At 69.8% G+C, this 26085-nt stretch carries 30 protein-coding genes and 1 pseudogene; 16 read left to right on the top strand and 15 right to left on the bottom strand.

The features are described 5' to 3' along the window. The first annotated feature begins 100 nt into the window (after window positions 1–100). On the top strand, window positions 101–976 hold the full coding sequence (gene dapA, locus JX613_RS13980; RefSeq protein WP_207102077.1) for a 4-hydroxy-tetrahydrodipicolinate synthase: 876 nt from the start codon (window positions 101–103) through the stop codon (window positions 974–976). A gap of 102 nt (window positions 977–1078) precedes the next feature. After that, window positions 1079–1252: a hypothetical protein gene (locus JX613_RS13975; RefSeq protein WP_207102076.1), complete on the top strand. Its 174-nt coding sequence runs from the start codon at window positions 1079–1081 to the stop codon at window positions 1250–1252. Window positions 1253–1255: 3 nt separating this feature from the next. Here JX613_RS13975 and JX613_RS13970 read toward each other — a convergent pair whose 3' ends face one another. Then, on the bottom strand, window positions 1256–1855 hold the full coding sequence (locus tag JX613_RS13970) for an HNH endonuclease (protein ID WP_207102075.1): 600 nt from the start codon (window positions 1853–1855) through the stop codon (window positions 1256–1258). A gap of 187 nt (window positions 1856–2042) precedes the next feature. On the opposite strand from JX613_RS13970, the gene JX613_RS13965 reads away from it, so the two are divergent. Continuing rightward, complete coding sequence (locus tag JX613_RS13965) at window positions 2043–2468, top strand: VOC family protein (protein WP_207102074.1); 426 nt, start codon at window positions 2043–2045, stop codon at window positions 2466–2468. A gap of 111 nt (window positions 2469–2579) precedes the next feature. Here the strand turns inward: JX613_RS13965 and JX613_RS13960 are convergent, their stop codons facing one another. The 3 genes from JX613_RS13960 to JX613_RS13950 are packed head-to-tail and all read right to left on the bottom strand — an operon-like array spanning window position 2580 to window position 4496. Beyond that, the gene (locus JX613_RS13960; RefSeq protein ID WP_207102073.1) at window positions 2580–3233 is read right to left on the bottom strand and encodes an alpha/beta hydrolase; all 654 of its coding nucleotides are present in this window, start codon (window positions 3231–3233) and stop codon (window positions 2580–2582) included. Further along, entirely contained in the window at window positions 3230–3814 is a 585-nt protein-coding gene (locus JX613_RS13955; RefSeq protein WP_207102102.1) for a DNA-3-methyladenine glycosylase family protein, read from the bottom strand. Before JX613_RS13955 ends, JX613_RS13960 begins: the two co-directional genes overlap by 4 nt. Window positions 3815–3869: 55 nt before the next feature. Continuing rightward, window positions 3870–4496 (bottom strand): GntR family transcriptional regulator, encoded by a 627-nt coding sequence (locus JX613_RS13950; RefSeq protein ID WP_207102072.1) that lies wholly within the window; start codon window positions 4494–4496, stop codon window positions 3870–3872. A 66-nt stretch (window positions 4497–4562) separates the two neighbouring features. On the opposite strand from JX613_RS13950, the gene JX613_RS13945 reads away from it, so the two are divergent. The 6 genes from JX613_RS13945 (at window position 4563) to ilvD (ending at window position 9798) form a co-directional block, all read left to right on the top strand. Continuing rightward, a complete protein-coding gene (locus JX613_RS13945; RefSeq protein ID WP_207102071.1) occupies window positions 4563–5255 on the top strand; it encodes a pyrimidine 5'-nucleotidase in 693 nt (230 codons plus the stop codon). Between the two features lie 46 nt (window positions 5256–5301). Next, window positions 5302–5487, top strand: a complete 186-nt coding sequence (locus JX613_RS13940) for a hypothetical protein (protein ID WP_207102070.1) — start codon at window positions 5302–5304, stop codon at window positions 5485–5487. Window positions 5488–5497: 10 nt separating this feature from the next. After that, a complete protein-coding gene (locus tag JX613_RS13935; protein WP_207102069.1) occupies window positions 5498–6697 on the top strand; it encodes a UbiH/UbiF family hydroxylase in 1200 nt (399 codons plus the stop codon). A gap of 202 nt (window positions 6698–6899) precedes the next feature. After that, entirely contained in the window at window positions 6900–7385 is a 486-nt protein-coding gene (locus JX613_RS13930) for a pyridoxamine 5'-phosphate oxidase family protein (protein WP_207102068.1), read from the top strand. A gap of 89 nt (window positions 7386–7474) precedes the next feature. Then, window positions 7475–7789, top strand: coding sequence for a DMT family transporter (locus tag JX613_RS13925; protein ID WP_207102101.1), 315 nt, complete (start codon window positions 7475–7477; stop codon window positions 7787–7789). Window positions 7790–7959: 170 nt separating this feature from the next. After that, a complete protein-coding gene (gene ilvD, locus JX613_RS13920; protein WP_207102067.1) occupies window positions 7960–9798 on the top strand; it encodes a dihydroxy-acid dehydratase in 1839 nt (612 codons plus the stop codon). A gap of 48 nt (window positions 9799–9846) precedes the next feature. Here ilvD and JX613_RS13915 read toward each other — a convergent pair whose 3' ends face one another. The 3 genes from JX613_RS13915 to JX613_RS13905 are packed head-to-tail and all read right to left on the bottom strand — an operon-like array spanning window position 9847 to window position 13129. After that, on the bottom strand, window positions 9847–10683 hold the full coding sequence (locus tag JX613_RS13915) for a glucosamine kinase nucleotide-binding domain-containing protein (protein ID WP_207102066.1): 837 nt from the start codon (window positions 10681–10683) through the stop codon (window positions 9847–9849). Between the two features lie 26 nt (window positions 10684–10709). Continuing rightward, complete coding sequence (locus JX613_RS13910; RefSeq protein ID WP_207102065.1) at window positions 10710–11765, bottom strand: YcjF family protein; 1056 nt, start codon at window positions 11763–11765, stop codon at window positions 10710–10712. Then, entirely contained in the window at window positions 11762–13129 is a 1368-nt protein-coding gene (locus tag JX613_RS13905) for a YcjX family GTP-binding protein (RefSeq protein ID WP_207102064.1), read from the bottom strand. Before JX613_RS13905 ends, JX613_RS13910 begins: the two co-directional genes overlap by 4 nt. A gap of 112 nt (window positions 13130–13241) precedes the next feature. On the opposite strand from JX613_RS13905, the gene hrpB reads away from it, so the two are divergent. Next, window positions 13242–15701: an ATP-dependent helicase HrpB gene (gene hrpB, locus JX613_RS13900; RefSeq protein ID WP_207102063.1), complete on the top strand. Its 2460-nt coding sequence runs from the start codon at window positions 13242–13244 to the stop codon at window positions 15699–15701. Here hrpB and JX613_RS13895 read toward each other — a convergent pair. The 4 genes from JX613_RS13895 to JX613_RS13880 form a co-directional block, all read right to left on the bottom strand. Next, a complete protein-coding gene (locus JX613_RS13895; RefSeq protein ID WP_207102100.1) occupies window positions 15698–16030 on the bottom strand; it encodes a DUF2794 domain-containing protein in 333 nt (110 codons plus the stop codon). The two genes, hrpB and JX613_RS13895, sit on opposite strands and share 4 nt — an antisense overlap. Before the next feature lie 57 nt (window positions 16031–16087). Beyond that, window positions 16088–16372: an I78 family peptidase inhibitor gene (locus JX613_RS13890; RefSeq protein WP_207102062.1), complete on the bottom strand. Its 285-nt coding sequence runs from the start codon at window positions 16370–16372 to the stop codon at window positions 16088–16090. Between the two features lie 5 nt (window positions 16373–16377). Beyond that, a complete protein-coding gene (locus JX613_RS13885) occupies window positions 16378–16740 on the bottom strand; it encodes a hypothetical protein (RefSeq protein WP_207102061.1) in 363 nt (120 codons plus the stop codon). A 102-nt stretch (window positions 16741–16842) separates the two neighbouring features. Next, window positions 16843–17487 (bottom strand): TetR/AcrR family transcriptional regulator, encoded by a 645-nt coding sequence (locus JX613_RS13880; protein WP_207102060.1) that lies wholly within the window; start codon window positions 17485–17487, stop codon window positions 16843–16845. Between the two features lie 229 nt (window positions 17488–17716). Here JX613_RS13880 and JX613_RS13875 point away from each other — a divergent pair, with 229 nt between their 5' ends. After that, window positions 17717–19144, top strand: coding sequence for a Glu/Leu/Phe/Val family dehydrogenase (locus JX613_RS13875; protein ID WP_207102059.1), 1428 nt, complete (start codon window positions 17717–17719; stop codon window positions 19142–19144). 84 nt (window positions 19145–19228) lie between these two features. On the opposite strand, the gene JX613_RS13870 is transcribed toward JX613_RS13875, so the two are convergent. Continuing rightward, entirely contained in the window at window positions 19229–20176 is a 948-nt protein-coding gene (locus tag JX613_RS13870; protein WP_207102058.1) for an L-threonylcarbamoyladenylate synthase, read from the bottom strand. 111 nt (window positions 20177–20287) lie between these two features. On the opposite strand from JX613_RS13870, the gene JX613_RS13865 reads away from it, so the two are divergent. From JX613_RS13865 to JX613_RS13850, 4 genes are read left to right on the top strand one after another with little or no spacing between them, the layout of a single operon-like run. Next, window positions 20288–21985, top strand: coding sequence for an acyl-CoA dehydrogenase (locus JX613_RS13865; protein ID WP_207102057.1), 1698 nt, complete (start codon window positions 20288–20290; stop codon window positions 21983–21985). Further along, complete coding sequence (locus tag JX613_RS13860) at window positions 21985–23004, top strand: MBL fold metallo-hydrolase (protein WP_336512308.1); 1020 nt, start codon at window positions 21985–21987, stop codon at window positions 23002–23004. Before JX613_RS13865 ends, JX613_RS13860 begins: the two co-directional genes overlap by 1 nt. A gap of 52 nt (window positions 23005–23056) precedes the next feature. Beyond that, window positions 23057–23212: an aa3-type cytochrome c oxidase subunit IV gene (locus JX613_RS13855; protein ID WP_207102056.1), complete on the top strand. Its 156-nt coding sequence runs from the start codon at window positions 23057–23059 to the stop codon at window positions 23210–23212. Window positions 23213–23228: 16 nt separating this feature from the next. Beyond that, window positions 23229–23852 (top strand): type 1 periplasmic-binding domain-containing protein, encoded by a 624-nt coding sequence (locus JX613_RS13850; protein WP_207102055.1) that lies wholly within the window; start codon window positions 23229–23231, stop codon window positions 23850–23852. Here the strand turns inward: JX613_RS13850 and JX613_RS13845 are convergent. Together JX613_RS13845 and JX613_RS13840 are read right to left on the bottom strand one after the other, a co-directional pair. Continuing rightward, window positions 23840–24172 (bottom strand): AzlD domain-containing protein, encoded by a 333-nt coding sequence (locus JX613_RS13845; RefSeq protein WP_207102054.1) that lies wholly within the window; start codon window positions 24170–24172, stop codon window positions 23840–23842. The genes JX613_RS13850 and JX613_RS13845 overlap by 13 nt on opposite strands. Beyond that, window positions 24169–24933: an AzlC family ABC transporter permease gene (locus tag JX613_RS13840; RefSeq protein ID WP_419538835.1), complete on the bottom strand. Its 765-nt coding sequence runs from the start codon at window positions 24931–24933 to the stop codon at window positions 24169–24171. Before JX613_RS13840 ends, JX613_RS13845 begins: the two co-directional genes overlap by 4 nt. A gap of 68 nt (window positions 24934–25001) precedes the next feature. On the opposite strand from JX613_RS13840, the gene JX613_RS13835 reads away from it, so the two are divergent. After that, window positions 25002–25484: a GNAT family N-acetyltransferase gene (locus JX613_RS13835; protein WP_207102053.1), complete on the top strand. Its 483-nt coding sequence runs from the start codon at window positions 25002–25004 to the stop codon at window positions 25482–25484. On the opposite strand, the pseudogene JX613_RS13830 reads toward JX613_RS13835, so the two are convergent. Next, a pseudogene (locus JX613_RS13830) lies at window positions 25485–26085 on the bottom strand (hypothetical protein); the annotation flags it as partial.

The following is a 26085-nucleotide window of genomic DNA, read 5'->3' as shown; positions in this document are numbered from 1 at the left end:
CTGTGTCACCGCCCCCTGCGCCCGACGCAATTCACAACCTTGGCAAGTTCCGCCCGTCCCGTTATCAGGCGCGCAAACCAAACCTGCAAGGAAGCGTGTCATGTTCAAGGGATCCCTGCCCGCACTGGTCACGCCGTTCACCAAGGACGGCGAACTGGACCTGGACACGCTGAAAAAGCTGGTGGACTGGCATATCGACCAGGGCAGCCACGGCCTTGTCCCCGTGGGCACCACCGGCGAAAGCCCGACCCTGACCCATGACGAACACCGGCTGGTGATCGAGGAGGTCGTGCGCGCCGTCGATGGCCGTATCCCCGTCATCGCGGGCGCGGGGTCGAACAGCACCCGCGAGGGCATCGGCCTGATCCGCCACGCGGCCGAGGTCGGCGCCGACGCCGCGCTGGTCGTGACGCCCTATTACAACAAGCCCACCCAGGCGGGCCTGATCGCCCATTACACGGCGCTGGCCGAGGCGTCCGACCTGCCCATCATCATCTACAACATCCCCGGCCGCTCGGTCGTGGACATGTCGCCCGAAACCATGGGCGAACTGGCGAAGCTTCCCACGATCATCGGCGTCAAGGACGCCACCGGCAAGCTGGAGCGGGTGAGCCAGCAGCGCATCACCTGCGGCCCGGATTTCATGCAACTGTCGGGCGAGGATGCGACGGCCCTTGGCTTCAACGCCCATGGCGGCGTGGGCTGCATCAGCGTCACGGCCAATGTCGCGCCCAGGCTGTGCGCGGAATTCCAGGAGGCGACGCTGGCGGGCGACTATGCCCGTGCGCTGGAATACCAGGACCGGCTGATGCCGCTGCATGTCGCGATCTTCGTGGAACCGGGGCTGGTCGGCGCGAAATACGCGATGTCCCGGTTGGGGCTTTGCGACGAACGCGTCCGCCTGCCGCTGGTCCCCCTGACCGAGCCGACCCGCCGCCTGATCGACGCGGCGCTGGACCATGCCGGCCTGATCTGAGGGCCAAGGGCGTGAATGCGCGCCCATGTCGCGCGCATTTTCCGCATCGTCTTTTCAAAGCGGATTCTTCATCCCATATTGAGGGTGAGGAGACGACCCGCCATGCCCTTGCCGCACTTCCTGGTCCTGATCGCCGCAGTCATCCTTGTCGCCGCGCTGACGCTGTGGGCGGCCTTTTCCGCCGATGCGCCCGTGGTGGTGCTGGCCATGGTCACGCTGTCGGCCGCCGCCGCCCTGCACCTGGCCCGCGGCGACCGGCACGACCATGACACCTGACGCTCAGCTTTCCAGTTCGGCGTCCCAGTAAAGGTAATCCATCCAGCTGTCATGCAGGTGATTCGGCGGGAATCGCCGGCCCGCCGCGTGCATTTCCTCGGGCGACGGCTGGCGGGGCTTGCGGCGCAGGCTCATGCCCGAATGGCGCAAACTGCGGTTGGCCTTGCGCAGGTTGCAGGGCGAACAGGCGGCAACCACGTTGTCCCAACTGGTGACGCCGCCGCGCGACCGGGGCACCACATGGTCAAAGGTCAGATCGCCCCTGGCCCCGCAATACTGGCAGCAGAATTCGTCGCGCAGAAAAAGATTGAAGCGCGTGAAGGCCACGCGCTTCTGGGGTTTGACGTAATCCTTGAGGACGACGACCGAGGGCAAGCGGAAGGCCTGCCGCTGACTTCGGACGACCGCATCATATTCGGCGATGATGTCCACCCGGTCCAGGAAGGCCGCCTTGATCGCCTCTTGCCAGGGCCAGAGCGACAGGGGGTAATAGGACAAGGGCCGGTAATCCGCGTTCAGCACCAGCGCGGGATAATGGCGCAGGCTTGCGGGCTCGCGCACGAACTGGGTCCGAAAATCCGTTTGATGTCGGTCGTCAAGCATATGGCCTTCCCGTCTGCCCCCATGGGGTTGACCGGGGGCGCCCGTCGGATCCGTGTGTCTTGACTATATATCGTGTCCGGCATCTGGCAAGCCCCCGGATCTGTCCGGTCCCTTGCAGGAATAATCCCGACCCGTGACAGGGCGATGACGGTTGCGGGATGCCCGCCCGGGTGGCAGGCTGCGATCCATGGTTGAAACGCCCCCTTTCGTGCTTGGCACGCTGGAATCCGCGCTTTACGCAGAGGATCTTGACGCCGCCACGGGTTTCTGGCGCGACGTGATGGGACTGACCCCGTTCCAGACCGTGCCGGGCCGGCATGTGTTCTTTCGCGTCAATGCGTCGCAGGTGCTGCTGGTCTTCAACCCCTCTGCCACCGAGCAGCCGCCAAGGCCCGATGCCAGGCTGCCCGTCCCCCCGCATGGCGCGCGGGGCCCGGGCCATTTCTGCCTGGCCGTCGCCCCCGACCAGCTGGACGCCTGGCGCGCCCACCTGACGGCCCGGGGCATCGCCATCGAGGCCGATTTCCACTGGCCGAACGGCGCCCGCTCGATCTATCTGCGCGACCCGGCGGGCAATTCCATCGAACTGGCCGACCCGGCGATCTGGGAGTGAAGCCTTTTCACTTTGGTCCAAATATCCCGGGCTTCCGAGCGCCCGGAAAAAGGTCCAGTGGACCTTTTTCAGCGAGGAAGGGGCCGGCAGGCCCGGGGGCTGGCCCCCGGCTTATTTCCCCAGCCGGTCCTTCACGAAACTCAGCGCCACCGACAGCCCGTCCGGCGAAATGCCGTGCCCGGTGCCCTTCATCACATGGCCATAGACGGTGAAGCCCGCCTTTTCCAAGGCCTCACCGGCAAGCTGCATGTCCTGGAACGGCACCATCGGATCCTGGTCGCCATGCAGCAGCAGGACCGGCGGCTTGACGCGCGCCTCGGCCGCCAGCAGGTCCGGGGCCAGCAACCGGCCCGAGAATCCGATGATGCCCGCCACGGCCTGTTCCCGGCGAGGCAGCACGTGCAGCGCCATCATCGTGCCCTGGGAAAAGCCCACCACGACCATGCGGTCCGCCGTCAGGCCTTCGTCCGCCAGAACCTTGTCCAGCCATTCGTTCAGCAGGCTGACGGACCGGCCCATGGCCTCCTTCGCCTGCGCCTCGGTGGATCCGTCCAGCCAGGGGATCGGAAACCACTGGTAGCCGAAGGGATTGTTGACGCTGCGTTCGGGCGCGTCGGGGGCGTGGAAGGCCACGCCCGGCAGGTGCGGCGACAGGGGATCGGCCAGGCCCAGCAGGTCGGCGCCGTCCGCGCCATAGCCGTGCAGGAAGACCACGACCGCATCGGCCTTGGGTGGACCCTTGCGGGCGGATTTCAAAGCGGTCATGACAGTCCCTCGCGGCCTTTTGCCCGCAGGTAATAGGCCCAGAGCCCGCGCGCCGCAACCGCCCGCCAGGGGCGCCAGGGTTCGGCCATGCGGCGCAGGGCAGACGCCGTGGGCCGGGCGTCCAGGCCATACATCAGGCGCGCGCCTTCCTGCAGCGCCAGGTCGCCCGCCGCAAAGGCATCGGCGCGGCCAAGCGCCATCTTCAGATAGATTTCCGCCGTCCATGCCCCGATGCCCGGCAGGGCGGTCAGGGTGGCGATCACCTGGTCGTCGGGCAGGGCGCGCAACCCGTCCCAGTCCACCCCCGCCGCCGCGATGGCCTTCAGATACCCCGCCTTGGGCCGCGACAGGCCCGTGGCCCGCAACGCATCCTCGGGCGCGGCAAGGATCGCCTCGGGCGTCATCAGCCCCGCCTCCGTCAGACGCGCCGTGATCGCGGCCGCGGCCGAGATCGAGATCAGCTGCCCCACCACCGCCTCGGCCAGGGCCGCAAAGCCGTCCGCGCGCCGCAGCAGGGGCAGGGGACCAAGATCCGGCGCGACCCGCGCCCAGACCGGGCAGACGGTGGCCAGATGCGCCATGCCCCGGGCCAGATCCGCCTCGGTCCGGATCAGGGCGGACCCATGACGGGGCGCGTCAGTCACGATCCGCCGCCGCCTCCAGCTTCAGCCGGGTTTCCCAGGCCATCGAGATATGCTGCCGCAGCGCGCGGTCCGCCGCCGCCCCGTCGCCCGCCGCGATGGCGTCCACGATGCGCTTGTGTTCGGCCAGCGCGGTTTCGCTGCGCCCTTCGGCGGCCAGCGATGTGCGCGCCATCAGCGCCATGGACCGATGCACCAGATCCAGCTGCTGGACCAGATAGCGGTTGTGGGACGCCAGGTGGATCTGGTGGTGGAAGCGCTTGTTCGCGCGGGCCAGCGCCTCGGGGTTGCCCACGGCCTTCTGGTCGTCGGCGACCATCTGGGCCAGCACGCGCACTTCCTCGGGGGTGGCGTGGCGGGCGGCCAGGCGGGCGGCCAGGGCCTCAAGCTCGGCCCGCACGGTGTAAAGCTCGGCCAGCTGGTTGTGGTCCAGCGAGGCCACGATCAGGCTGCGCCCGTCGCGGACCAGCATGGCTTGCGTTTCCAGCCGTTGCAGGGCCTCGCGGACCGGGGTGCGGGATACGCCGAAACGCTCGGCCAGTTCCGATTCCACCAGCCGGTCGCCGGGGCGATAGGTGCCGGATTCGATGGCGGCCAGGATCAGGGAATATGCGTCCTTCATGGGGGCCACGATTGGCCGGGCAGCAGCCGATTGCAAGCGCGGCCGTGCCGGTTTATCCGGCAGCGCATGGATTTCGCGCATGTCGATACCTGGATCTTCGATCTGGACAACACCCTCTACCCGCCCGAGATGGCGCTGTTCCCGCAGATCGAGGCGCGGATGACCGATTACGTCATGCGCACCCTTGCGGTGGAACGCGACGCCGCCGACCGGATGCGGCGCGACTGGTGGGCGCGGCACGGCACCACGCTGGCCGGGCTGATGGCCGAACATGCCATCGACCCCGTGGCCTATCTGGACGAGGTCCACGACATCGACTTCGCCCCCCTGCGGCCCGCCCCCGATCTGGCGGCGGCCATTGCCGCGCTGCCGGGACGCAAGCTGGTCCACACCAATGCCGATGCCGCCTATGCGGTGAAGGTGCTGCGGGCGCGCGGGTTGGGGCTGGTGGACGATGCCGTGCCCGCCCCGATCTTCGAGGCGATCTACGGCATCGCCGAGACGCATTTCCATCCCAAGCCCCACCCCGAGGCCTTTCGCATCGTGATCGAGGCCGCGGGAATCGACCCCACCCGCGCGGCGTTCTTCGAGGACGACCCCCGCAACCTGGCCGTCCCGCACGACCTGGGGATGCGCACGATCCTGGTCGGGCCGGGACGGCACGGGCCGGACGCGATGACAGGCCCCGTGCCCGCCCATGTCGATCACCACGTCCACGACCTGCCTGCGTTCCTGCGTCGCATTGCGGGCACCGGCTGATTGCGCCACAATCCCGCCGACATGCATCCATCCCATAGGTTTCTCCATGACCCATACCGCCGACAAAAGCGGAAATCGCGTGAATGTCCTTGCCATTGCCCTGCTTCTGGTCGTTGTCGCGATCGTCGTTCTGGCCGTGGTCCAGTTCGGCCTGCCCGTGCTTGGCCTGCTGGGCGTGGTCCTGACGGTGGTCGTCTTCACGATCATGCTGCTGTTCACCGCCGGGAACTAGGCCGCGGCCCATGATCGCAGGCGATCCCGAACGCACCGACATCCTGGTGTCCGGCGGCGGCATCGCCGGGCTGATCACGGCGGCGGCCTTTGGCGCGCAGGGGTTTTCGACCCTCTGCGTCGATCCCGCCCCGCCCGTCACCGCCGAAGGGGCCGAGGGCGCCGACCTGCGCACCACCGCCTTCCTGACGCCATCCGTCGCGCTGCTGCGGCGGATCGGCTTGTGGGACCGCCTGCTGCCCCATGCCACGCCCTTGCAGGTCATGCGCATCGTCGATGCGGGCGGCACGCAGCCGGTGGCGCGGCTGGTCCGCGACTTCGACGCGTCCGAGATCGGCGACCAGCCGTTTGGCTGGAACCTGCCCAACTGGCTGCTGCGGCGAGAGATTTCCGCCCGCCTGGCCGAAATGGACAATGTCCGCTTCCAGCCCGGCACCGGCACGGCGGGCGTCCTGGCCCGCGACACGGGCGCCCTTGTGACGCTGAGCGACGGACGCCGCGTCCAGGCGCGTCTGCTGGTCGGCGCGGACGGGCGTGATTCGCCCGTGCGCCAGGCGCTCGGCATCGGGGTGCGGACCTTCCGCTATGGCCAGAAGGCGCTGGCCTTCGCCGTCACGCATGACGTGCCGCATGGCAATGTCTCGACCGAGATCCACCGCTCCGGCGGGCCCTTCACGCTGGTGCCGCTGCCCGACCGCGACGGGAAGCCCTGCTCCGCCGTGGTCTGGATGGAGAATGGGCGCGAGGTCGCCCGCCTTGCCGCCCTGCCGCCTGACGCTTTCGACGCGGAACTGAACGCCCGCTCCGCAGGCGTCCTGGGCCGGTTGTCGCTGGCCACGCGCCTGACGCAATGGCCGATCATCAGCCAGATCGCCCATCGCTTCACCGGCCCCGCCACGGCCCTGATCGCCGAGGCCGCCCATGTCGTCCCCCCCATCGGCGCGCAGGGCCTGAACATGAGCCTGGCCGACCTGTCCGCCTTGATCGACCTGTCGGGCGACGAGCCGGGCGATGCGGCGGGCCTTGCCGCCTATGACCGCGCTCGCCGCCCCGAGGCCTATGCGCGCCTGCTGGGCATCGACGCCCTGAACCGCGCGAGCCAGGCAAGCCTGCGCCCCCTGCGCGACCTGCGCGCGGCGGCGCTTGGCGGGCTTTACGGCATCGCGCCGGTGCGACGGCTGATGATGCGGGCCGGGTTGGGGATGCGGTAAGATCTTCGAGGCTGCGGGCGGGACAAGGAAACGCACTGCCTTTCCCCTGCCCTTTGACCGGGGGTGCCATCAAAGACGGTGCCGGCCCACGACCACCTCAGGCCAGCGCCCGCCTGAGGCGGGTCGGGCGCTGGCTGCAGACTTCGGAACATCGTCTGCGCCCCGCGCGTTCGCCGGCCATGGCAACCCTTCGGAGGAAACCATGCCTTACCCGGACGTGACCGACCGCATCTGGACCCTCGCGGACAAGCTCGACCCCTGCATGTTCGTCACGGGCGATGGCGACGGCCAGCGGGCCCGCCCCGTCTATGCCCGCGTCCGCCGGGACGAGGGCGCGATCCATATCCTGACCGACACCAATGGCTGCAAGCTGGACCAGATCGCGGCAAATCCCAACGTCTCGCTGGCCTTTTCCGACACCCGCGCGAACGATTACGTCGTAATCAGCGGCACGGCCGAGGCCCGCCATGACCCCGCCAAGGCGCGCGATGTCTGGCGCCTGTCCGATGAGACCTTCTTCAAGTCCCTCGACAATCCCGACCTGCGGGTGATCACCGTCCGGCCCACCCGGGCCGAGCTGTGGGACGGCAGCAACCTGCTGGTCTCGGGCGCGAAGATGCTGGCCGAACGCCTGCTGGGCGCCAGGACCGAACTGGTCGAGAATGCCAGGGTGGATCGTCTTGAATAGCGCAATGCTCAGCCGTATCTAGAACCCGAGGACGACCTCCCCATCACGGGCCGATCATGCCGGGACGGCCCGGCAAGTTGGGGGTCGTCATGGCCTGGTTCTATCTTGTCCTCGCCGGTCTTCTGGAAATCGTCTGGGCCACCGCGATGAAGCAATCCGCGGGCTTCACCCGCATCATCCCTACCGGCATCATGGTCGCGGGCATGGTCGCGTCCTTCTGGCTGCTGGCGGTGGCGATGCGGACCCTGCCGCTGGGCACCTCCTACACCGTCTGGGTCGGCATCGGCGCCGTGGGCGCGTTCCTGGTGGGCATTGCGCTGTTCGGGGAACCCGTCACGCCCATGCGGCTGCTGGCCGCCGCCCTGATCGTCGCGGGCATCGTCACGATGAAACTGGCCTCCTGATCCTTCACTTTGGCTTAAATATCCCACAGGGGGTCCGGGGGACGTGAAGTCCCCCGGCCTTCGCGGGACGCAAACGCGACATAAAAAGCCCGTGCCCCCACGTCCGCAGGCAATTTCCTTCCGCAGCCTTTGGTGCTAAAACCGCGCGCCAGCCACAGGAGACTCATGCCATGCCCGCCTATCGTTCCCGCACCACCACCCACGGCCGCAACATGGCGGGCGCGCGCGGCCTGTGGCGGGCGACCGGGGTGAAGGACAGCGACTTCGGCAAGCCGATCATCGCCATCGTCAACAGCTTCACCCAGTTCGTGCCCGGCCATGTCCACCTGAAAGACCTGGGCCAGCTTGTCGCCCGAGAGGTCGAGGCCGCGGGCGGCATCGCCAAGGAATTCAACACCATCGCGGTCGATGATGGCATCGCCATGGGCCATGACGGGATGCTCTATTCGCTGCCCTCGCGCGAGATCATCGCCGACAGCGTGGAATACATGGTCAACGCCCATTGCGCCGACGCGATGGTCTGCATTTCCAACTGCGACAAGATCACGCCGGGGATGCTGATGGCCGCGCTGCGGCTGAACATTCCGGTGGTCTTCGTCTCCGGCGGCCCGATGGAGGCCGGCAAGGTCATCCTGGAAAGCGGCAAGGTCAAGGCGCTGGATCTGGTAGACGCCATGGTCGCCGCCGCCGACGACACCGTATCGGACGCCGATGTGGAAACCATCGAACGCTCGGCCTGCCCGACCTGCGGGTCCTGTTCGGGCATGTTCACCGCCAATTCCATGAACTGCCTGACCGAGGCGCTTGGCCTCGCGCTGCCCGGCAATGGATCGACGCTGGCGACCCACGCCGACCGCAAGCGGCTGTTCGTCGAGGCGGGTCACCTGATCGTGGACCTTGCCCGCCGCTACTACGAAGGCGACGACGCCAGCGTCCTGCCGCGTTCCATCGCCAGCTTCGAAGCCTTTGAAAACGCCATGACGCTGGACATCGCCATGGGCGGGTCCACCAACACGGTGCTGCACCTGCTGGCCGCCGCGCATGAAGGCGGCATCGACTTCACCATGTCCGACATCGACCGCCTGTCGCGGCGCGTGCCGGTCCTCTGCAAGGTCGCCCCCGCCAAGGACGACGTGCATATGGAGGATGTCCACCGCGCGGGCGGCATCATGGGCATCCTGGGCGAACTGGACCGCGCCGGCCTGCTGCACACCCATGTCGGCAGCGTCCATGCGGGTTCGCTGGCCGAGGCGCTGGACCGCTGGGACGTGATGCGCACCGACGCGGCCTCCGTCCACGACTTCTATCGCGCCGCGCCGGGGGGCGTGCCGACGCAGGTCGCCTTCTCGCAGGATCGCCGCTATGATTCGGTGGATACCGACCGCAAGACGGGCGTGATCCGCGCGGCCGAACACGCCTTTTCGCAGGACGGCGGCTTGGCCGTGCTTTACGGCAACCTGGCCGAGGACGGCTGCATCGTGAAGACGGCGGGCGTGGACGACTCCATCCTGACCTTCACCGGCAGCGCGCATATCTTCGAAAGCCAGGACGATGCCGTGTCCGCGATCCTGACCGGCAAGGTCGTTCCGGGCGAAATCGTGCTGATCCGTTACGAAGGCCCGCGCGGGGGCCCCGGGATGCAGGAAATGCTGTATCCGACCAGCTATCTCAAATCCAAGGGCCTGGGAAAAGCCTGCGCGCTGGTGACGGACGGGCGCTTCTCGGGCGGGTCGTCGGGGCTGTCGATCGGCCATGTCTCGCCCGAGGCGGCCGAGGGCGGCACCATCGGCCTAGTGGAACAGGGCGACCGGATCGTGATCGACATTCCGAACCGGGTGATCCACCTGGACGTGGACGACGCGACCCTGGCCGCGCGCCGGGCGCAGCGCGAGGCGCTTGGCTGGAAGCCCGCCAAGTCGCGCCAGCGTCAGGTGTCCACCGCGCTGCGCGCCTATGCCGCGATGACCACCAGCGCGGCGCGCGGCGCGGTGCGCGTCATCCCGGAATGACCGGCTGACGCGGCAATCCGGGCGGAGCGCAGCGGGCGCGGGGGGCGGTCACGCCGCCCCGGCCATCTGCCGCGCCATCAGCACGGCCCCATCGACGCTGGATCCCATCGCCGCCCGCTGCGGCCAGTCGGTCAGCCGCGCGGCATAGGCGGGACCAAGCCCGCCCAGAAAGACCACCGGCAGGGGCGCGTCGGCTTGCAGCACCGTCAGGATGTGGCGGATATCGGCCACGGCGGCGTCAAAGACCTGCCGCGCCGCAGGGTCGTCATCCGCGACGATGCGCGGGGCCAGCCGGGCGAAATCCGCAGGCGACGCCCCGTTGGCGAACCGGATGATGCCCTCGATGCCGCCGAACTCCTCCAGCAGGTGTTGCAGCAGGGGGGTCATGTCGGCGAATCCGTCCTCGGCCCTGATGGCCAGGGACAGGATCGTCCGGCCCAGAACCGCGCCCGATCCTTCGTCGCCCAGACGGAAGCCCCGCCCGCCGACCTGGCGCAGATCGCCGCCGCGCTGCACGGCGAAGACCGATCCGGTGCCGATCGCGGCCAGAATCCCGTCCTGCATGCCCAGGGCGCCGCGCGCGGCGGTCACGCCGTCGTTGACGATCTGCATCCGGGCAAAGGGCAAAAGCCCCGCCAGCCGTTCGGCCGCCGCCGTGATCGTGCCCCCGGCAAGGCCCAGGGTGGCGATCAGGTCGCGGGGGTCCGCCCCGGTGCCCTCCAAAGCCTCGGCGGTGGCGGCCAGGATGTTGGCCGCAGCACCCTCGACATCGGTGTTGATATTGGCAGGCCCGCCCTGGCCCTGGCCGACGATGCGCCCATCCGCATCCGCCAGCGCCGCGCGGCAGCCCGTGCCGCCGCCGTCTATTCCCAGAAAGAACGCCATCCGCTGCCCCCCTTTTCGGGACGGTTCTAGCCGCGTTCGTCGGGTCCGAACAGCCCGCGCAGCCCGCGCGTGACCAGGTTGCCGACCTTGGGGCGCGGCTGGGCGATGAAGGGCAGGGGGCGGCAGACCTCCATCGCGGCGATGCCCACGCGGGCGGTCAGCGCGCCGTTGACGACGCCTTCGCCAAAGCGTTTCGACAGCTTCGCCATGATTCCGCCGCCCGCGACGGTGTGGATCAGGTCGTCGCCCGCCGCGACCGCGCCGGTGGCGACCAGATGGGTGATGACCGTGCGCGCCAGCCGCCAGCCGCCCACGGCCCCCGCGCGGCCGCCATAGATCTCGGCCATGCGCCGGATCATCCGCAGGTTCGCAGCCAAGGCGGCGGCGACATCGGCCAGGGCCATGGGGATCAGCGCGGTCGCGGCGGCCACGGTGCGGGCCGCGGCCTCGATCTCGCGGCGCGCCTGCTGGTCAAGGCCCGCCAGCAGTTCGGTTTCCGCCATGGTCAGCAGGGTGCGCGCGTCGAAGGCGTCGCCCCGGTTGTCGGCCAGGCGCTTGCGCGGCCAGTCCAGTTCCGGGCGGTCGCGGTACAGCGCCAGCAACCCGTCCGTCACGGCGCGGGCCTTGTCCATGCTGTCCTCGGCCAGGGCCGCGCCTGCTTGCCGCTGGATCGCGTCGATCTTCGCGAACCGCGCCCATGCCCGGTATTCGCGCCAGGCCATGCCAAGCGCTGCCAGCGTGAACAACGCGAACAGCGCGACCCCGATCCAGCCCAGCACCGGATAGCGGGTCAAGAGGTCGTTGATGAAGTTCAGCGCGGCGATGGACAGCAGGAAGGTGAACAGCGCCACGCCCGAGTTGATGAAGAAGCGTGTCAGCCTGGACGGCGGGCGGCCGACAAGGCGTGTCACCATCTCCATCGTGCGGGGGCGGGGCAGGTGGGGGTCTGCCGCGTCGATGGGCGGGGCGTCGGCGGGGCTCAGCGCGTCGTCGCGCGCCTCGGACGCGGGGCCGGGGCGGGGGTCGTCGGCGGGCGCGTCCAGTTCGATCAGCACGGGGCCGCGGCGAGGGGTGTCGCTCATAGCCGGTCTCCGATCAGGAAGTCTGCGGCCCGGTCCAGGCGGATATGCGGCGGGCCGTCGCCGGGCCGCGCGGTCATGGGGGCGGGGGCGAAGTTCATGATGGCATAGTCGCCGTCCAGCCAGCCGGGCGCGCCGTCGCGGGCGGGATGCAGCAGGGCGGCGGGATCGGCGGGCAGTTCGCCCGGGTAAAAGGCCGCCTGCCGCCCGTCCATCAGGCGGCCCCGCACGGCGGGCAATTCCTGGCCGTCCTGGCGGATCACGTCCTCGGTCGTGGCGCGCAGGGCGGCGATGGACATGGCCTCGGTCCGGGCGCCGCTGAAATCGGCGCGGTCGCGGGCCTCGCGCAGCATGGCCGACAGGATCGCGGTCAGGCGATTGTGCTGGACATGGTGCAGGTGGTCGGCCTTTGTCGCGGCGAACAGGATGCGTTCGACCCGCCGCGTGCCCAGCAGTTGCGCCAGCCAGCCCGCGCGGCCGGGGCGAAAGGCGGTCAGCACGTCGGCCATGGCGCGGCGCATGTCCTCGACCGCCCTTGGCCCCTGGTGGATCGCGCCCAGCACATCGACCAGCACCACCTGGCGGTCGATGCGGGCGAAATGTTCGCGGAAGAAGGGTTTCACCACGCGCGACTTGTAGGCATCGAAGCGGCGGCGGAATTCCCTGTGCAACCGGCCTTCGGCGAAGCGCGCGGGCAGGGGGGCGAAGGTCAGGGCGGGGGAACCCTCCATCTCTCCGGGGATCAGGAAGCGGCCGGGGGTGCAGTCGGACCAGCCCGCCTCGCGCGCGGCGTGCAGGTGGGCGGTATAGGTCTGGGCCAGCCGCTGCGCGGTGGGTTCGTCGAAGCGGTCGGGGTCCAGGCCATTCAGCGCGGCGTGATAGCCGTCCGCGCCGGGGCGGCCTTCCATGCGGTCCAGAACCTCGGCCGACCATTCGGAAAAGTCCCGCTCCATCAGCCGCAGGTCCAGCAGCCATTCGCCGGGGTAATCGACGATGTCCAGATGCACGGTGCGCGGGCCGGTCAGCCCGCCCAGCAACCCGCGCGCGTCCAGGCGCAGGGACAGGCGCAACTGGCTGACATGGCGCGTCCCTTCCGGCCAATGCGGCGCGGGTCCGGTCAGGGCGGCCAGGTGGCGTTCGAAATCGAAGCGCGGGATGGTGTCGTCGGGCTGCGGTTGCAGCCAGGCGGCCTTGATCGAGCCATCGGCCGCCGCGCGCAGGGCGTGCATCCGGCCCCGGTCCATCAGGTTCGCCACCAGGGACGTGATGAACACCGTCTTGCCCGCGCGCGACAGGCCGGTGACGCCCAGCCGGATCACCGGATCGCCCAAGCCGATGCCTGCCATCATGCTGCTGCCGATACCCATGCCGCCTGCCGTTTTTCCGTTGTCTTTGCCGGAAGATAGGATCCGGGGATGGGTTTGAACAGGGCGGCGGGCCGGGGTTCCGCTTGGCCCGCCGTTGCGACATAACGCGGGGATGCTGGATCGGTTGCCTGTCGACGATGTTTTGCCCGCCCTGTGCGAGGCGCTGGCTGCGCAGGGCCGGGCGGTGCTGGTCGCGCCCCCGGGCGCGGGGAAGACCACGCGGGTACCCCTGGCGCTGCTGGACCGGGTGGCGGGCCGCATCGTCATGCTGGAGCCGCGCCGGCTGGCGGCGCGGGCTGCGGCGGAACGTCTGGCCGAGCAGTTGGGCGAACCCGTGGGCGCGCGCGTCGGATACCGGATGCGCGGCGAATCGGTCGCGGGCAGCCGGATCGAGGTCGTGACCGAGGGCATCCTGACGCGGATGATCCAGTCCGATCCCGCGCTGGAGGGCATCGGCTGCGTGATCTTCGACGAATTCCACGAACGCAGCCTGAATGCCGACCTGGGCCTGGCCCTGGTGTGGGAGGCGAAGGGCGCGCTGCGCGAGGATCTGGCGGTGCTGGTCATGTCGGCCACGCTGGATGCCGAGCCGGTGGCGGCGCTGCTGGACGGCGCGCCGGTGATCCGGTCCGAGGGCCGCGCCTTTCCGGTGGAAACCCGCTGGCTGCCCAGGCCGCTGCCTGCGGGCGCGCGGCTGGTGGATGAGGCCGCGCGGCTGATCATGCAGGCCGAGGCCGAGACGCGGGATACCGGCGGCACGGTGTTGGCCTTCCTGCCGGGCGAGGGCGAGATCCGGCGGGTGATGGCGCAGCTTGGCAATGGGTGCGAAGTGCTGCCGCTTTACGGCGCGCTGAAGCCTGCCGAGCAGCGGGCGGCGCTGGCCCCGCCCGGCGCGCGGCGGCGGATCGTGCTGGCGACGGCGATTGCGGAAACATCCTTGACCATTCCGGCGGTGCGGGTGGTGGTCGATGCGGGCCGGGCGCGGCGGGCAAAGGTTGACCCGGGGTCGGGCATGTCGCGGCTGGTCACGGAGCGCGTCAGCCGGGCCGAGGCCGACCAGCGCCGGGGCCGCGCGGGCCGCGTGGCGCCGGGCATCTGTTACCGGATGTGGGCGCGGGCCGAGGAAGGCGCGCTGCCCGCCTTCGCCCCGCCCGAGATCGCGGTGGCCGATCTGGCAGGCCTTGCGCTGGAACTGGCGGCCTGGGGGGCGGAGCCGGGCGATCTGGCCTTCCTGACGCCCCCACCTGAAGGTGCCCTGTCCGAGGCGCGGGCCTTGCTGCGAGGGCTTGAGGCGCTGGACGCCGGGGGCCGCATCACCGATCACGGGCGCGCCCTGTCGCGGCTGCCCTTGCATCCGCGTCTGGCGCATATGCTGCTGCGCGCGGGGCCCGGGGCGGCGGATCTGGCCGCGCTGCTGTCGAACCGCTATCCCCTGCGCGGCGCGCCGGTTGATCTGGCGCTGCGGCTGGCGGCGCTGCGCGACCCCAAGGGCTTTGCGGCGCGGCACCCTTATGAGGCGAACCGGGCGGTGGTCCAGCAGATCCGGGACGAGGCCGCGCGGCTGCGGCGTCTTGTTGCGTCCCGCGACGGCGGGGGGCCTTCTGCCCCCCGCACCCCCCGAGGATACTTGAGTGAAGAAGAACTGGGAGGGGTCGTCTCGCTGGCCTATCCCGACCGGATCGGGCTGCGGCGCAAGGGGGATGATCCGCGCTTTGTCCTGTCGGGCGGCAAGGGTGCGGTGATGGACGCCGGTGATCCCATGGCCGGGCAGCGGCTGGTCGTGGCCGCCGATCTGGATGGGGATGCACGCGAGGCGCGGATCCGCATGGCCGCCCGCCTGTCCGAGGCCGATCTGCGCGCGCTGCATGGCGACCGGATCGAGACGGTCGAGATTTGCGAATGGTCGCGGCGCGAGGCGCGGGTGCTGGCGCGGGTGCAGGACCGGCTGGGGGCGCTGGTCCTGTCGGATCGGGCCTGGACGGATGCGCCGGAAGGGGCCATTGCGCTGGCCGCATTGGAAGGGCTGCGGCTGGACGGGCTGACCTGGACCCCGGCTGCGGCCCGGTTGCGGGCGCGGATCGCGCTGTTGCCGGACCTGGGGCCGGTCGATGATGGGGCCTTGCTGGCGGATGCGGACTGGCTGCTGCCCTGGCTGGGGCGCACCCGGACGCTGGCCGATCTGCGCGGGCTGGATCTGGCCGAACCGCTGAAGGCCCGGATCGGCTGGGACGGCCAGCAGCGGCTGGACCGCGACGTTCCGGCGCATTTCACCACGCCTCTGGGCCGCAAGGTGCCCATTGATTATGACCACGAGCAGCCCTCGATCGAGCTGCGCTTGCAGGAGCTGTTCGGCGTGACGCGCCATCCGGTCGTGGGCGGGCGGCCCCTGCGCATCAGCCTGCTGTCGCCGGGCAGCAAGCCCGTGCAGGTGACGACCGATCTGCCGGGGTTCTGGGCGTCCTCCTATGCCGATGTCCGAAAGGACATGCGCGGCCGCTATCCCCGCCACCCCTGGCCCGAGGATCCGCGCGAGGCCGATCCCACCACCAGGGCCAAGCCGCGCGGCACCTAGTCCACCGCGCGGATCAGCGCCTTGTCGAAGACCCGCAGCACCTGGGCCAGGTCATGCCCGCGCTTCAGGATGCGCCCGTCCATGGCGATCACGGCATAGGCGCCCTGGGCCGCGCGCAGGCGGGGGCGTTTCTCGATGCGATACAGGGGATGTTCGGCCGCGCGGCGGAAGACGCTGAAGACGGCGGCGTCGCGCAGGAAGGACATGGCATAATCGCGCCACTCGCCCGCCGCGACGAAGCGGCCATAGACCGACAGGATCAGCGACAGTTCCGCCCGGTCGAAGACGACGCGATCCGGGGCGGCATGAAACGGCGGGCCTGCATCCATCATGAACAGGATGGTGACAGCCCGCCGCCCGCGTGGCAATGCCGAAAAGGCCGCCGCCTAGTAGCAGCTGACCTTCTCGATCCGGCCGGCCTGCCCGTATTCGATGTTCAGCCGATCGGGCCGGAAGTCCGAGGTAACGGGATCGTTCGGGCCGATCTGGCGGGTGCCGATGGGAAAGGTCATGGCGGCCAGCACCGAAATGGGCTGGCCCACCAGCCCCTGATAGGCCGAGGCGCGGCAATCATCGGGCGGCGCGTCGGGCAGGGGTTCGACAGGCATCGGTTCGCAGGCTGCCAGCAGGGCAGCGGCGGACAGTCCGAGGATCAGGGCTTTGGCGTTCATGAGGGTCATCCGCAATCGACGTTGGTGATGGTGCCTGCCGCGTCCAGGCGGAAGACGATCCGGTTGGGGTCGTATTCCTGCGGCTCGATCCCGCGGTATTCGACAACCCGGTAGTCCTTGGTGATGCCCAGCGTCGGGATCACGCTGCCCGGCTGGCCCACGGCCGAGGCATAGTTCTTGGTGGCCCCGCACAGATCCGGCTTGCGCTCGGTCAGGCCGGCGACCCCCAGGACGGGCTCCGGGGCGGGCGGGACATAGGCCACGGGGGCAGGTTCCGGCATGGGCGCGGGCGCGGGCGCCGGGGCCATGCAGCCCGACACCAGGGCCGTGGCGGCAAGCAGGGGCAGCAGAAACTTGATAGGCGTCATGATCGTCTTTCCCTCGGGCGGCGCCCGTCTGTCGCGGGCTCGGGTGCCGATGATACAGGCCGCGCAGGGGCTTGAGAAGGCGCGGCGATTTTCACGTTTGCATCAGCGCGTCCCGGCGCTGCGCCGCCGGTCCTGGCGCGGGACCGGCGCAAAGGCGCGCAGGAACAGGATGGCAGCGTCCCGGGCATCGGTGCGGATGGCCGAAGCCGCCTGCGGCATTCCCAGCAGGTGAAGCGAGCAATGCGCCCCCGACAGGCCGACCAGCTGCCTGGCCGCAAGGTCGGTGTCGTCGATCGCCAGAAGCCCTGCCCGGGCCCATCGGTCCAGATGCGCCCGGACCGGGTCGCGCAGCATCCGCGACAGGCTGTCCTGGAACAGAAGCACAAGATCGGCAAAGCGCGGCGCCTCGGCCAGAAGGGCGCGGCACAGGCTGACCCGGTGCGGATCGGCCATCCATTCCGCGGCCCGGGCGGTGATCTGCGGCACGCCCCGGTCCGGCGGCAGGTCCGGGTCGATGTCCAGGGTCAAGCTGCCTTCCATCCGCGCGATTTCGGCCCGCATGGCTTCCTGGAACATCAGCGCCTTGTCGGGGAAATAGCTGTAGATCGTCGCCTTGGACACCTGCGCGGTGCGCGCGATGTCATCGACGCTGGCCCCGGCAAAGCCGTCGCGCAGGAAAACGGCGCCAGCGCCCCGGACCACCTGCGCGAACTTGCGCCCCTGAACAAGCGATTGAGTTTTCGTCATCTTCAAGGTCCAAATCAGGCTTTGCTAGCAGCTTGCCCGCCGGGTTCAATCCCTGATTGCAAGGTGGCGCTGCCGCATGAAGGCCGATCGTGGCGCAATGGCATCACGGTCCGGGGACCGGCAAAACGAAAATGCCTCGTTTTTGTTCAGTTCGGGGTTGGCACCCGCTGCCCGGCTGGCATAGCTTCCCCTTCGTCACCCTACCGGCGAAGTTGTTCAGGAGCTGCCGATGACGATCCCCCACACATCCTTCCGCGATTCGGTCGAGCGGATGTTCACCCATGCGGCGGGCCTGATGGACCTGCAACCGGGGCTTGAGGAAAAGATCCGGGTCTGCAACTCGACCTATACGGTGCGCTTCGGGGTGCGTCTGCGCGGGCAGATCCACACCTTCACCGGCTATCGCTCGGTCCATTCCGAACACATGGAGCCCGTGAAGGGCGGCATCCGCTATTCCCCCGACGTGACGCAGGACGAGGTCGAGGCGCTGGCCGCGCTGATGACCTATAAATGCGCGCTGGTCGAGGTGCCGTTCGGCGGGTCCAAGGGCGGGCTTTGCATCGACCCGCGCGCCTGGAACGAGGACGAGCTGGAGCGCATCACCCGCCGCTTCACCTATGAGCTGTCGCGGCGCAACCTGATCTCTCCGTCCCAGAACGTGCCGGCGCCGGACATGGGCACGGGCGAGCGCGAGATGGCCTGGATGGCCGATGCCTACAAGCGGCTGCATCCCGACGACATCAACGCCAAGGCCTGCGTCACGGGCAAGCCGCGCCATGCGGGCGGGATCGAGGGCCGGGTCGAGGCCACGGGCCGGGGCGTCCAATACGCGCTGCGCGAGTTCTTCCGCCACGCGGACGTGATGAAGAAGGCGGGCCTGGAAGGCGGGCTGGCGGGCAAGCGGGTGATCGTGCAGGGCCTGGGCAACGTCGGCTATCACGCGGCGCAGTTCCTGTCGGTCGAGGACAAGGCCCTGGTCACGACCGTGATCGAACGCGACGGCGCGATCACGAACCCGCAGGGCATCAACATCGACGCGCTGCGCGGCCATATCCGCGCGACCGGGGGCGTCAAGGGCTTCATCGGCGGCGATTACCGCGAGAACGGGCTGGCCGCGCTGGAGGATGAGTGCGACATCCTGATCCCGGCGGCGGTGGAAAGCGTGATCCACGACGGCAATGCCGAGCGCATCCGCGCCAAGCTGATCATCGAGGCCGCCAACGGTCCCATCACGGCGGATGCGGACGAGATCCTCAAGCGCAGGGGGATCGTCATCATCCCCGACATGTATGCCAACGCGGGCGGCGTGACGGTCAGCTATTTCGAATGGGTCAAGAACCTGTCGCAGATCAGCCTGGGCCGCCTGGAGCGCCGCCACGAGGAGGCCCGCGCCCGGATGCTGGTCGAGGAGCTGGAGCGGATCTCGGCCGACACGGGCACGAATTTCGAGCTGGCGCGCGGCTTCAAGGAGGCCTTCCTGCATGGCGCGGACGAGCTGGATCTGGTCCGCTCGGGCCTGGACGACACGATGCGCGAGGCCTTCAAGAAGATGAAGGACGTGTGGATGTCGAACCCCAAGGTCGATGACATGCGCACCGCGGGCTATGTCGTGGCGATCCGGCGGATTGCCAATGTCTATGGCTCGCTGGGGTTGTGAGCGGGGCAGGGGGACTTCGCGTCCCCCATCCGCCTGACGGCGGATTTCCCCCTGCGGGATATTTGGGCCAAAGTGAAAGGGCTATCAGCCCCGAGGGGCGGCGGCGCGGCGCAGGCGGTCGTTGATGGCGGCGCCCAAGCCGTGGTCGGGGATCGGGGCCACGGCGATGGGGCGGCCCTCGCGGTCGGCGCGGCGCAGGGTGTCGAACAGGCGCGCGGCGGCCTGGGTCAGGTCGCCGGTTTCTGACAGCGTGAAGGGGCCGGCCTGGCCAAAGGCGACATGGGTTTCGCCGGGGGCGGGATCGGTTGCATTCAGGCGCAGCGCGGCCTGCGGGGCGTAGTGGCTGGTCAACTGGCCCGGCGCGTTCGGGGCGGCGGGGTCGGCGTGGTGATCGTCCAGCGGATGGCCCAAGGCGTCCACGATGGCTTCCACGGGAATGCCGCCGGGGCGCAGCAGGGTGGCGCGGCCATCGGGCCAGCCGATGATGGTGGATTCCAGGCCCACCGGGCAGGAACCGGCATCCAGCACCGCCGCGATGCGTCCGTCCAGGCCGCCGTCGGGGTCCAGCACATGATCCGCGCTGGTCGGGCTGATCCGCCCCGAGGCGTTGGCTGATGGCGCGGCGAGCGGCCCGGTCAGGCGCAGCAGGGCCTGCGCGACCGGGTGGGCGGGCACGCGGAGGGCGACCGTGGGCAGCCCCGCCGTGACCAGCGAGGCGATGCCCGCATCCGCGCGCAGGGGCAGCACCAGGGTCAGCGCGCCGGGCCAGAAGGCGGCGGCCAGCCTCTCGGCCTCGGGCGAGAGATCGGCGATGGTCCGGGCCGTGTCCAGGTCGGGGACATGCACGATCAGCGGGTTGAAGGAAGGCCGCCCCTTGGCCTGGTAGATCCGCGCGACCGCCTGGCCGTTCTTCGCATCGCCCGCCAGGCCATAGACCGTTTCCGTCGGGATCGCCACGACCGCGCCCCCCGCCAGCAGGATCGCCGCGCGGGCCAGGCCCATCTGGTCTGGCAACAATCTTTCGGTCTGCATCCGTGACGCCGGGTTTCGGTTGAGCCTTGTCCGAACCCCCCTAAAATGGCCGGAACACCAGTCTGAATAGTTGCGCCCGGCCCGATTGCCAAGGCGCCAAGGGGGGAGCAGATGAGCTACAAGGCGCCGGTCGCGCAGATCGACTTCATCCTGAACCATGTCGTGCCCTTTTCCGACCTGTCCCGGACCGGCCGCTTCGCCGAGGCGACGCCCGAGACCGCATCCGCCATCCTGGCCGAGGCGGGCAAGCTTGCCACCAACGTCCTGGCGCCGCTGAACCGGATGGGCGACGACCACCCGGCGGTGCTGGAAAACGGCCGGGTCCGGTCCTCGCAAGGGTTTGCCGAGGGGTTCCGGGCGATCGCCGAGGGCGGCTGGATCGGGCTGGCCGCGGACCCTGAACACGGCGGCATGGGCCTGCCGCAGGCCTTGAACATGGCGGTGGCCGAAATGATGTCGGGCGCCTGCCTGGCCTTGCAGTTGAACCCCCTGCTGACCCAGGGCCAGATCGAGGCGCTGGAGCATCACGCCAGCGACGAGCTGAAGGCGCTTTATCTGCCGAAGCTGATTTCCGGCGAATGGTCGGGAACGATGAATCTGACCGAACCCGGCGCGGGCAGCGACGTGGGCGCGCTGGTGACCAAGGCCGAACCGCAGGGCGACGGCACCTGGCGGGTGACGGGGCAGAAGATCTTCATCACCTGGGGCGACAGCGACGTGACCGAAAACACCTGCCACCTGGTGCTGGCCCGCCTGCCGGGCGCGCCCAAGGGCACCAGGGGCATCAGCCTGTTCATGGTTCCGAAGCTGATCCCCGACGACCGGGGCAATCCGGGGGTGGCCAACAGCCTCAAGGTCGTGAGCCTCGAGGAAAAGCTGGGCATCCACGGCAGCCCCACCTGCGTGATGAGCTTCGAGGGCGCGACCGGCTGGCTGGTGGGCGCCGAACACAAGGGCATGGCCGCGATGTTCACGATGATGAACGTCGCCCGTCTTGGCGTGGGGATGCAGGGCGTGGGCGTGGCCGAGGCCGCGTTGCAGCAGGCCGTGGCCTATGCGGCCGACCGCAACCAGATGGGACCGATCATCCAGCACCCCGACGTGCGCCGGATGCTGGCCACCGCCCGGGCCGAGGTCTTTGCCGCCCGCGCCATCGGCCTTGCCTGCGCGACCGCCATCGACCTGGAACGGGCCACAGGCGATCCCGTCCACGCCGCCCGCGCGGCCTTCCTGACGCCCATCGCCAAGGCCTACGGGACCGATGTCGGCTGCCGCGTGGCCGATATCGGCGTGCAGGTCCATGGCGGCATGGGCTATGTCGAGGAAACCGGCGCGGCCCAGTATCTGCGCGACGTGCGCATCACGCCGATCTATGAAGGCACCAACGGCATCCAGGCAATGGACCTGGTCGGCCGCAAGCTGTCGGACGGGGGCGACGCCGCCCTGCGCCTGCTGGACGAGGTCGCGGATGGGGCCAAGGCCGCGCAGGCCGATCATCCGCAATGGGCGAACCAGTTGTGGCAGGCGGCCGAGACGCTGCGCGAGGCGACCCATGCGCTGCTGGACCGTGACCTGCCCGAACGCTTCGCGGGCGCGGTGCCCTATCTGACCGCCTTTGCGCGGGTGCTGGGCGGGCTTTACCACCTGCGCGCGGTCCAGGCTGGGGGCGAATCGCATCGGGCGCTGGCGCGCGTGTTCATGGCCCGCGTGCTACCGCGCCATGCCTCCGACCTGGCCGAGGCCGTGGCGGGGCTGGACGACCTGGCGGCCATCAGCGACGCGGCCCTTGCCGGCGAAGTCGCGGCGTGATCGGCTATCCCTTCGACACCCCGCCCGCCCTTGGCGAGGCCGTGACGGTCGCGCCGGGCGTCTTGTGGATGCGCCTGCCCCTGCCGATGGCGCTGGATCATGTCAACGTCTATGCGCTGGACGAGGGCTGTGGCTGGACGCTGGTCGATACCGGCTTCGACACGCCGGCCAGCCGCGAGGTGTGGGCCGCGCTGCTGGCCGGACCGCTGGCGGGCAGGCCCATCCGGCGCGTGATCGGCACCCATCACCACCCCGACCATATCGGCCTGGCGGGCTGGTTCATGGACCGCGACGGCGCGGACCTGTGGATGAGCCGCACCGCCTGGCTGACCGCGCGGATGCTGGTGCTGGACCGGCAGGACCGCGCCACGCCCGAGGCCTTGGCCTTCTGGCGCCGCGCCGGGATGCCCGCCGACCTGCTGGAAAGGCGCGCGGCGGAACGGCCCTTCAACTTCGCCGACGTGGTCCATCCGCTGCCGCTGGGCTTCACCCGCCTGACCGACGGCCAGCAGGTCGGCTTCGGGGGCCGCCGCTGGCGCATCGCCATGGGCCATGGCCACGCGCCCTGCCATGCGACCTTCTGGTCTCTGGACGACGACCTGGTGATCGGGGGCGACCAGCTGCTGCCCTCGATCTCGCCGAACCTGGGGGTCTATCCGACCGAGCCCGAGGCCGATCCCGTGGGCGAATGGCTGGACAGTTGCCACCGCATGGCGGATCTGGCCGAACCGCGGCACCTGGTCCTGCCCGGGCACAAGCTGCCCTTCACCGGCCTGCCCACGCGGCTACGGCAGTTGATCGACAACCACCACGGCGCGCTGGACCGCATGACCGCCGCGCTGCGCGACGGCCCGCGCACGGCGGTCGGCTGCTTCGACATCCTGTTCAAGCGCCGCATCGGCAGGGACGAATTCGGGCTGGCCCTGGTCGAGGCCGTGGCCCATGTGAACCACCTGCGCCGCCTGGGGACCGTGACCGCCGTGGGACAGGATGGCGGCGCGGTGCTGTGGGGGGCGTGACAGGGCGGGCGGGATCCGCTATCGCAAGGGCAAACCGGACAGGAGGCAGCCTATGGCCACGCATCACCACGACACCACCGAGCACAAGATCGGCACCATGGACATCACCGAACAGAAAAAGACCTTCGCGGGCTTCATCAGGTTCGCCACCTGGGTCGCGATCCTGTCGATCCTGGTCCTGATCTTCATGGCCCTGGTCAACAGCTGATCCGGGCACGATTTCCATGAAAAGACGGGTCTTCCTTGCGGCGGCGCTGCCTGCCGCCCTTGCCGCCTGCGGGGCGCAGAAAGTCTGGGATTCGGACGAGGAGCTGCGCGCCGCGCGCTTCGTGTCCGATGAGCCGCCCTCGATCACGCTGCTGACGGTGATCGGCATCCCGCGCGGCGAGGGCGGCCATTCGGGGCTGATGATCAACGGCAGCCAGCGGGTCATCTATGACCCGGCGGGAAGCTGGGAACATCCGCGCATCCCCGAACGCAACGACGTGCTGTATGGCATCACCGACAACTTCAAGCACTTCTACATCGACTACCACGCCCGCAAGACCTATTGGGTGGCCGAGGATACGGTCCTTGTCAGCCGAGAGGTCGCCGATGCCGCCATCCGCGCGGTGGAACAGCAGGGCGCCTCGCCCAAGAGCTATTGCGCGGTGAACACCGGCAAGGCCTTGCGCCGCGTGCCGGGGTTCGAAAACGCGCCGACCGGGTTTTCGCCCCTGAAGCTGCGCAACTGGTTCCTGACGCTGCCGGGCGTGCAGTCCAAGCGGCACATGGACGGCGATCCCGCCAACAACCACGACGTGCTGCTGCGCCAGAAGGACGGCAGGATCGTCGGCTACAACATGTAGAGCAGGCCGAACAGCGTGATCGCGCCCGCCAGGATGGCACCGATCATGTTCTTCGTCCACAGGCCGACCGCCACCGTGACCGTGGCGGCGGCCATACGCGCCGGATCGGGCTGGCCCCCGGTCGCGGCGGGCCAGACCACCAGCGGCGCGACCAGCGCGGGCAGCACCGCCACCGGCGTATAGCGCAGCATCCGCAGCACCCATTCCGGCAGTTCCCTGTCGCCCAGCGTGCCCAGGAAGGACCAGCGGATCAGGAACGTGCCGATCCCCAGGACCACGATCACCAGCCAGACGGTCAGATCGGACGTGCCGTTCGTCATGCCCGCGCCCTCCGCCCCGTCCAGGCCTCGACCGCGGCGCCGGTCGCCATGCCGATGGGCGCCGCGATCAGCAGGCCGAGGCCCGAGGGCAGTCCCGCCAGAAGCAGCGATCCCAGGACGGCGACAAAGCAGGCGGCCAGATGCGCGGGCGTGCGCAGCATCGGCGCGATCATCGCCAGGAAGGTGATCGGCATGGCGAAATCCAGCGCGATGTCGTCGGGGATGGCCCGGCCCACCGTGGCCCCCAGCCAGGAAAAGACCATCCAGGGCAGGCAGACCACCGTCACCACGCCCGCAAAGAAGGCCAGCCGCTGGCGCAGGGCCATGCGGGGATTGGCCTCGTATTCCTGGATGGACAGCGCATAGCTTTGATCGACCAGCGCATAGGCGACCCAGGCCTTTTGCGGGGCCGTCGCGTCGCGCAGCCAGGGCACCAGGGACGCCGAATACATCGCCATCCGCAGGTTCACCGCCAGGCAGGACAGGATCACGACGATCACCGGGGCGTTGTCGGACAACAGCTGCACCGCCGTGAACTGCGAGGCGCCTGCCAGCACCAGCACGGAAAAGCCCAGCACCTGGGCCACGTCCATCCCCGCCTCCAGCGCGACGACGCCGAACAGCAGCGCGAAGGGGATCATCACGATCAGGAAGGGCAGGGACTTCACCGCGCCGCGCCGGAACATCTGGCCGCTGGAAGGCGTCGCGCCGTCGGCAAGGGGTTGCCGGGCGTCGGGGCGGGGGCGGGGTGTCGGCGACATGGGGCTTTCGCTTCGGATCGGATCGCGGCACCTTCGTTGCACGACGCGCAAGGATAAGGCAAGGCCGGGTGCAGATCACGTCCCCCATCCCCGACCGGCACCTGCGCGAGGCCGCCCGCCTGTGGTGGCAAGCCTTTGCCCCCCTGGGCCGGGGCAGGGCGCCCGGCATCCGCGCCTGCCACGGCATCGCCGCCATCGGGCCGGACGGCCGACTGGCGGGCGTGGCGGGCTTTCGCGACCACGAGGGGGGCTTTCTGGCCGAAACGCCGGTGCTGGCCCGGCTGCTGTTCAGGCCCGCGCCCGCAACGCCGGATCTGGTGATCGACGGGCTGGTGGTGGACCGCCCGCGCCACGGCACCGGCCGCGCGCTTCTGGAGGCCGCAGCCGGGATCGCCTGCCGCAGCGGCCGCCCCGGCCTGCGGGCCGAGGTTGCCTTGCGCAACCGCCCGGCCCTGGCCTTTTATGCGGCGGCCGGCTTTGCCGAGATCGGCCGGGGCCGTTACGGCTGGCCCTGGTCGGGTCCGGTGGCGATCCTGCGCCGCCCGCTTTGATCAGCCAAAGACCCCGGCGATCCGGCCCAGCAGCATGAAGGCGCGCGCCGACCGCGTTTCGGCCAGCACCGCGATCTGCGCATCGTCCATGTCCGGCAGGTGCCGCGTCAGCATGGCGTCGAAATGGCGCAGGAAGTGATGCGCCGTGTCGCGGAAGATCTCGTCGCGCTCCAGCAGGGCGGCGGCGATGTCCAGCGCCGTGCCGTCATGGATGCCGCCAAGCGCCGCCACGGCGCTGCCCCGCGCGCCTTCGGCAAAGCGCCGCCAGACGGCGGGGGGCGCAGGCTCGGGCGGCAGGTCGTCCATGTAGAGATCCTGGCCCGCCAGCAGCGTCACCACGTCCTGCGCCGCGCGCAGCACGCGGGCATGATCGGCGTCCTGCAAGGCGCGGCGCAGCGCGGCGATGGCCTGCGCATCGTCGGGCCCGTCGGGAAAGTTCAGCGCCCGGATCAGCGTGTCGGCATCGACGGGATCCGGGGCGGGGGCATCAGTGCGCGGGGCGGGGGCGCGGGCCTCGGCCACGGGGCGGGGCACGGGACGCGGCGACACGGGGGCGCGCGGCTGCCGCTCGGGCTCGGCCAGCGGTTCGGGTTCCGACGCC

Origin of the sequence: Paracoccus shandongensis (assembly GCF_017315735.1) — a bacterium.
In the GTDB taxonomy this organism is placed as follows: domain Bacteria; phylum Pseudomonadota; class Alphaproteobacteria; order Rhodobacterales; family Rhodobacteraceae; genus Paracoccus; species Paracoccus shandongensis.
The sequence above is the reverse complement of the archived record's forward strand: the minus strand, read 5'-3'. Positions and strand labels throughout refer to the sequence as shown.

What these genes read in the sequence shown, in the direction of transcription:
- dapA (WP_207102077.1), top strand. Translation starts at nt 101, where the DNA reads ATGTTCAAGGGATCCCTGCCCGCACTGGTCACGCCGTTCACCAAGGAC.
- JX613_RS13975 (WP_207102076.1), top strand. Translation starts at nt 1,079, where the DNA reads ATGCCCTTGCCGCACTTCCTGGTCCTGATCGCCGCAGTCATCCTTGTC.
- JX613_RS13970 (WP_207102075.1), bottom strand. Translation starts at nt 1,855, where the DNA reads ATGCTTGACGACCGACATCAAACGGATTTTCGGACCCAGTTCGTGCGC.
- JX613_RS13965 (WP_207102074.1), top strand. Translation starts at nt 2,043, where the DNA reads ATGGTTGAAACGCCCCCTTTCGTGCTTGGCACGCTGGAATCCGCGCTT.
- JX613_RS13960 (WP_207102073.1), bottom strand. Translation starts at nt 3,233, where the DNA reads ATGACCGCTTTGAAATCCGCCCGCAAGGGTCCACCCAAGGCCGATGCG.
- JX613_RS13955 (WP_207102102.1), bottom strand. Translation starts at nt 3,814, where the DNA reads ATGGCGCATCTGGCCACCGTCTGCCCGGTCTGGGCGCGGGTCGCGCCG.
- JX613_RS13950 (WP_207102072.1), bottom strand. Translation starts at nt 4,496, where the DNA reads ATGAAGGACGCATATTCCCTGATCCTGGCCGCCATCGAATCCGGCACC.
- JX613_RS13945 (WP_207102071.1), top strand. Translation starts at nt 4,563, where the DNA reads ATGGATTTCGCGCATGTCGATACCTGGATCTTCGATCTGGACAACACC.
- JX613_RS13940 (WP_207102070.1), top strand. Translation starts at nt 5,302, where the DNA reads ATGACCCATACCGCCGACAAAAGCGGAAATCGCGTGAATGTCCTTGCC.
- JX613_RS13935 (WP_207102069.1), top strand. Translation starts at nt 5,498, where the DNA reads ATGATCGCAGGCGATCCCGAACGCACCGACATCCTGGTGTCCGGCGGC.
- JX613_RS13930 (WP_207102068.1), top strand. Translation starts at nt 6,900, where the DNA reads ATGCCTTACCCGGACGTGACCGACCGCATCTGGACCCTCGCGGACAAG.
- JX613_RS13925 (WP_207102101.1), top strand. Translation starts at nt 7,475, where the DNA reads ATGGCCTGGTTCTATCTTGTCCTCGCCGGTCTTCTGGAAATCGTCTGG.
- ilvD (WP_207102067.1), top strand. Translation starts at nt 7,960, where the DNA reads ATGCCCGCCTATCGTTCCCGCACCACCACCCACGGCCGCAACATGGCG.
- JX613_RS13915 (WP_207102066.1), bottom strand. Translation starts at nt 10,683, where the DNA reads ATGGCGTTCTTTCTGGGAATAGACGGCGGCGGCACGGGCTGCCGCGCG.
- JX613_RS13910 (WP_207102065.1), bottom strand. Translation starts at nt 11,765, where the DNA reads ATGAGCGACACCCCTCGCCGCGGCCCCGTGCTGATCGAACTGGACGCG.
- JX613_RS13905 (WP_207102064.1), bottom strand. Translation starts at nt 13,129, where the DNA reads ATGGGTATCGGCAGCAGCATGATGGCAGGCATCGGCTTGGGCGATCCG.
- hrpB (WP_207102063.1), top strand. Translation starts at nt 13,242, where the DNA reads ATGCTGGATCGGTTGCCTGTCGACGATGTTTTGCCCGCCCTGTGCGAG.
- JX613_RS13895 (WP_207102100.1), bottom strand. Translation starts at nt 16,030, where the DNA reads ATGGATGCAGGCCCGCCGTTTCATGCCGCCCCGGATCGCGTCGTCTTC.
- JX613_RS13890 (WP_207102062.1), bottom strand. Translation starts at nt 16,372, where the DNA reads ATGAACGCCAAAGCCCTGATCCTCGGACTGTCCGCCGCTGCCCTGCTG.
- JX613_RS13885 (WP_207102061.1), bottom strand. Translation starts at nt 16,740, where the DNA reads ATGACGCCTATCAAGTTTCTGCTGCCCCTGCTTGCCGCCACGGCCCTG.
- JX613_RS13880 (WP_207102060.1), bottom strand. Translation starts at nt 17,487, where the DNA reads ATGACGAAAACTCAATCGCTTGTTCAGGGGCGCAAGTTCGCGCAGGTG.
- JX613_RS13875 (WP_207102059.1), top strand. Translation starts at nt 17,717, where the DNA reads ATGACGATCCCCCACACATCCTTCCGCGATTCGGTCGAGCGGATGTTC.
- JX613_RS13870 (WP_207102058.1), bottom strand. Translation starts at nt 20,176, where the DNA reads ATGCAGACCGAAAGATTGTTGCCAGACCAGATGGGCCTGGCCCGCGCG.
- JX613_RS13865 (WP_207102057.1), top strand. Translation starts at nt 20,288, where the DNA reads ATGAGCTACAAGGCGCCGGTCGCGCAGATCGACTTCATCCTGAACCAT.
- JX613_RS13855 (WP_207102056.1), top strand. Translation starts at nt 23,057, where the DNA reads ATGGCCACGCATCACCACGACACCACCGAGCACAAGATCGGCACCATG.
- JX613_RS13850 (WP_207102055.1), top strand. Translation starts at nt 23,229, where the DNA reads ATGAAAAGACGGGTCTTCCTTGCGGCGGCGCTGCCTGCCGCCCTTGCC.
- JX613_RS13845 (WP_207102054.1), bottom strand. Translation starts at nt 24,172, where the DNA reads ATGACGAACGGCACGTCCGATCTGACCGTCTGGCTGGTGATCGTGGTC.
- JX613_RS13840 (WP_419538835.1), bottom strand. Translation starts at nt 24,933, where the DNA reads ATGTCGCCGACACCCCGCCCCCGCCCCGACGCCCGGCAACCCCTTGCC.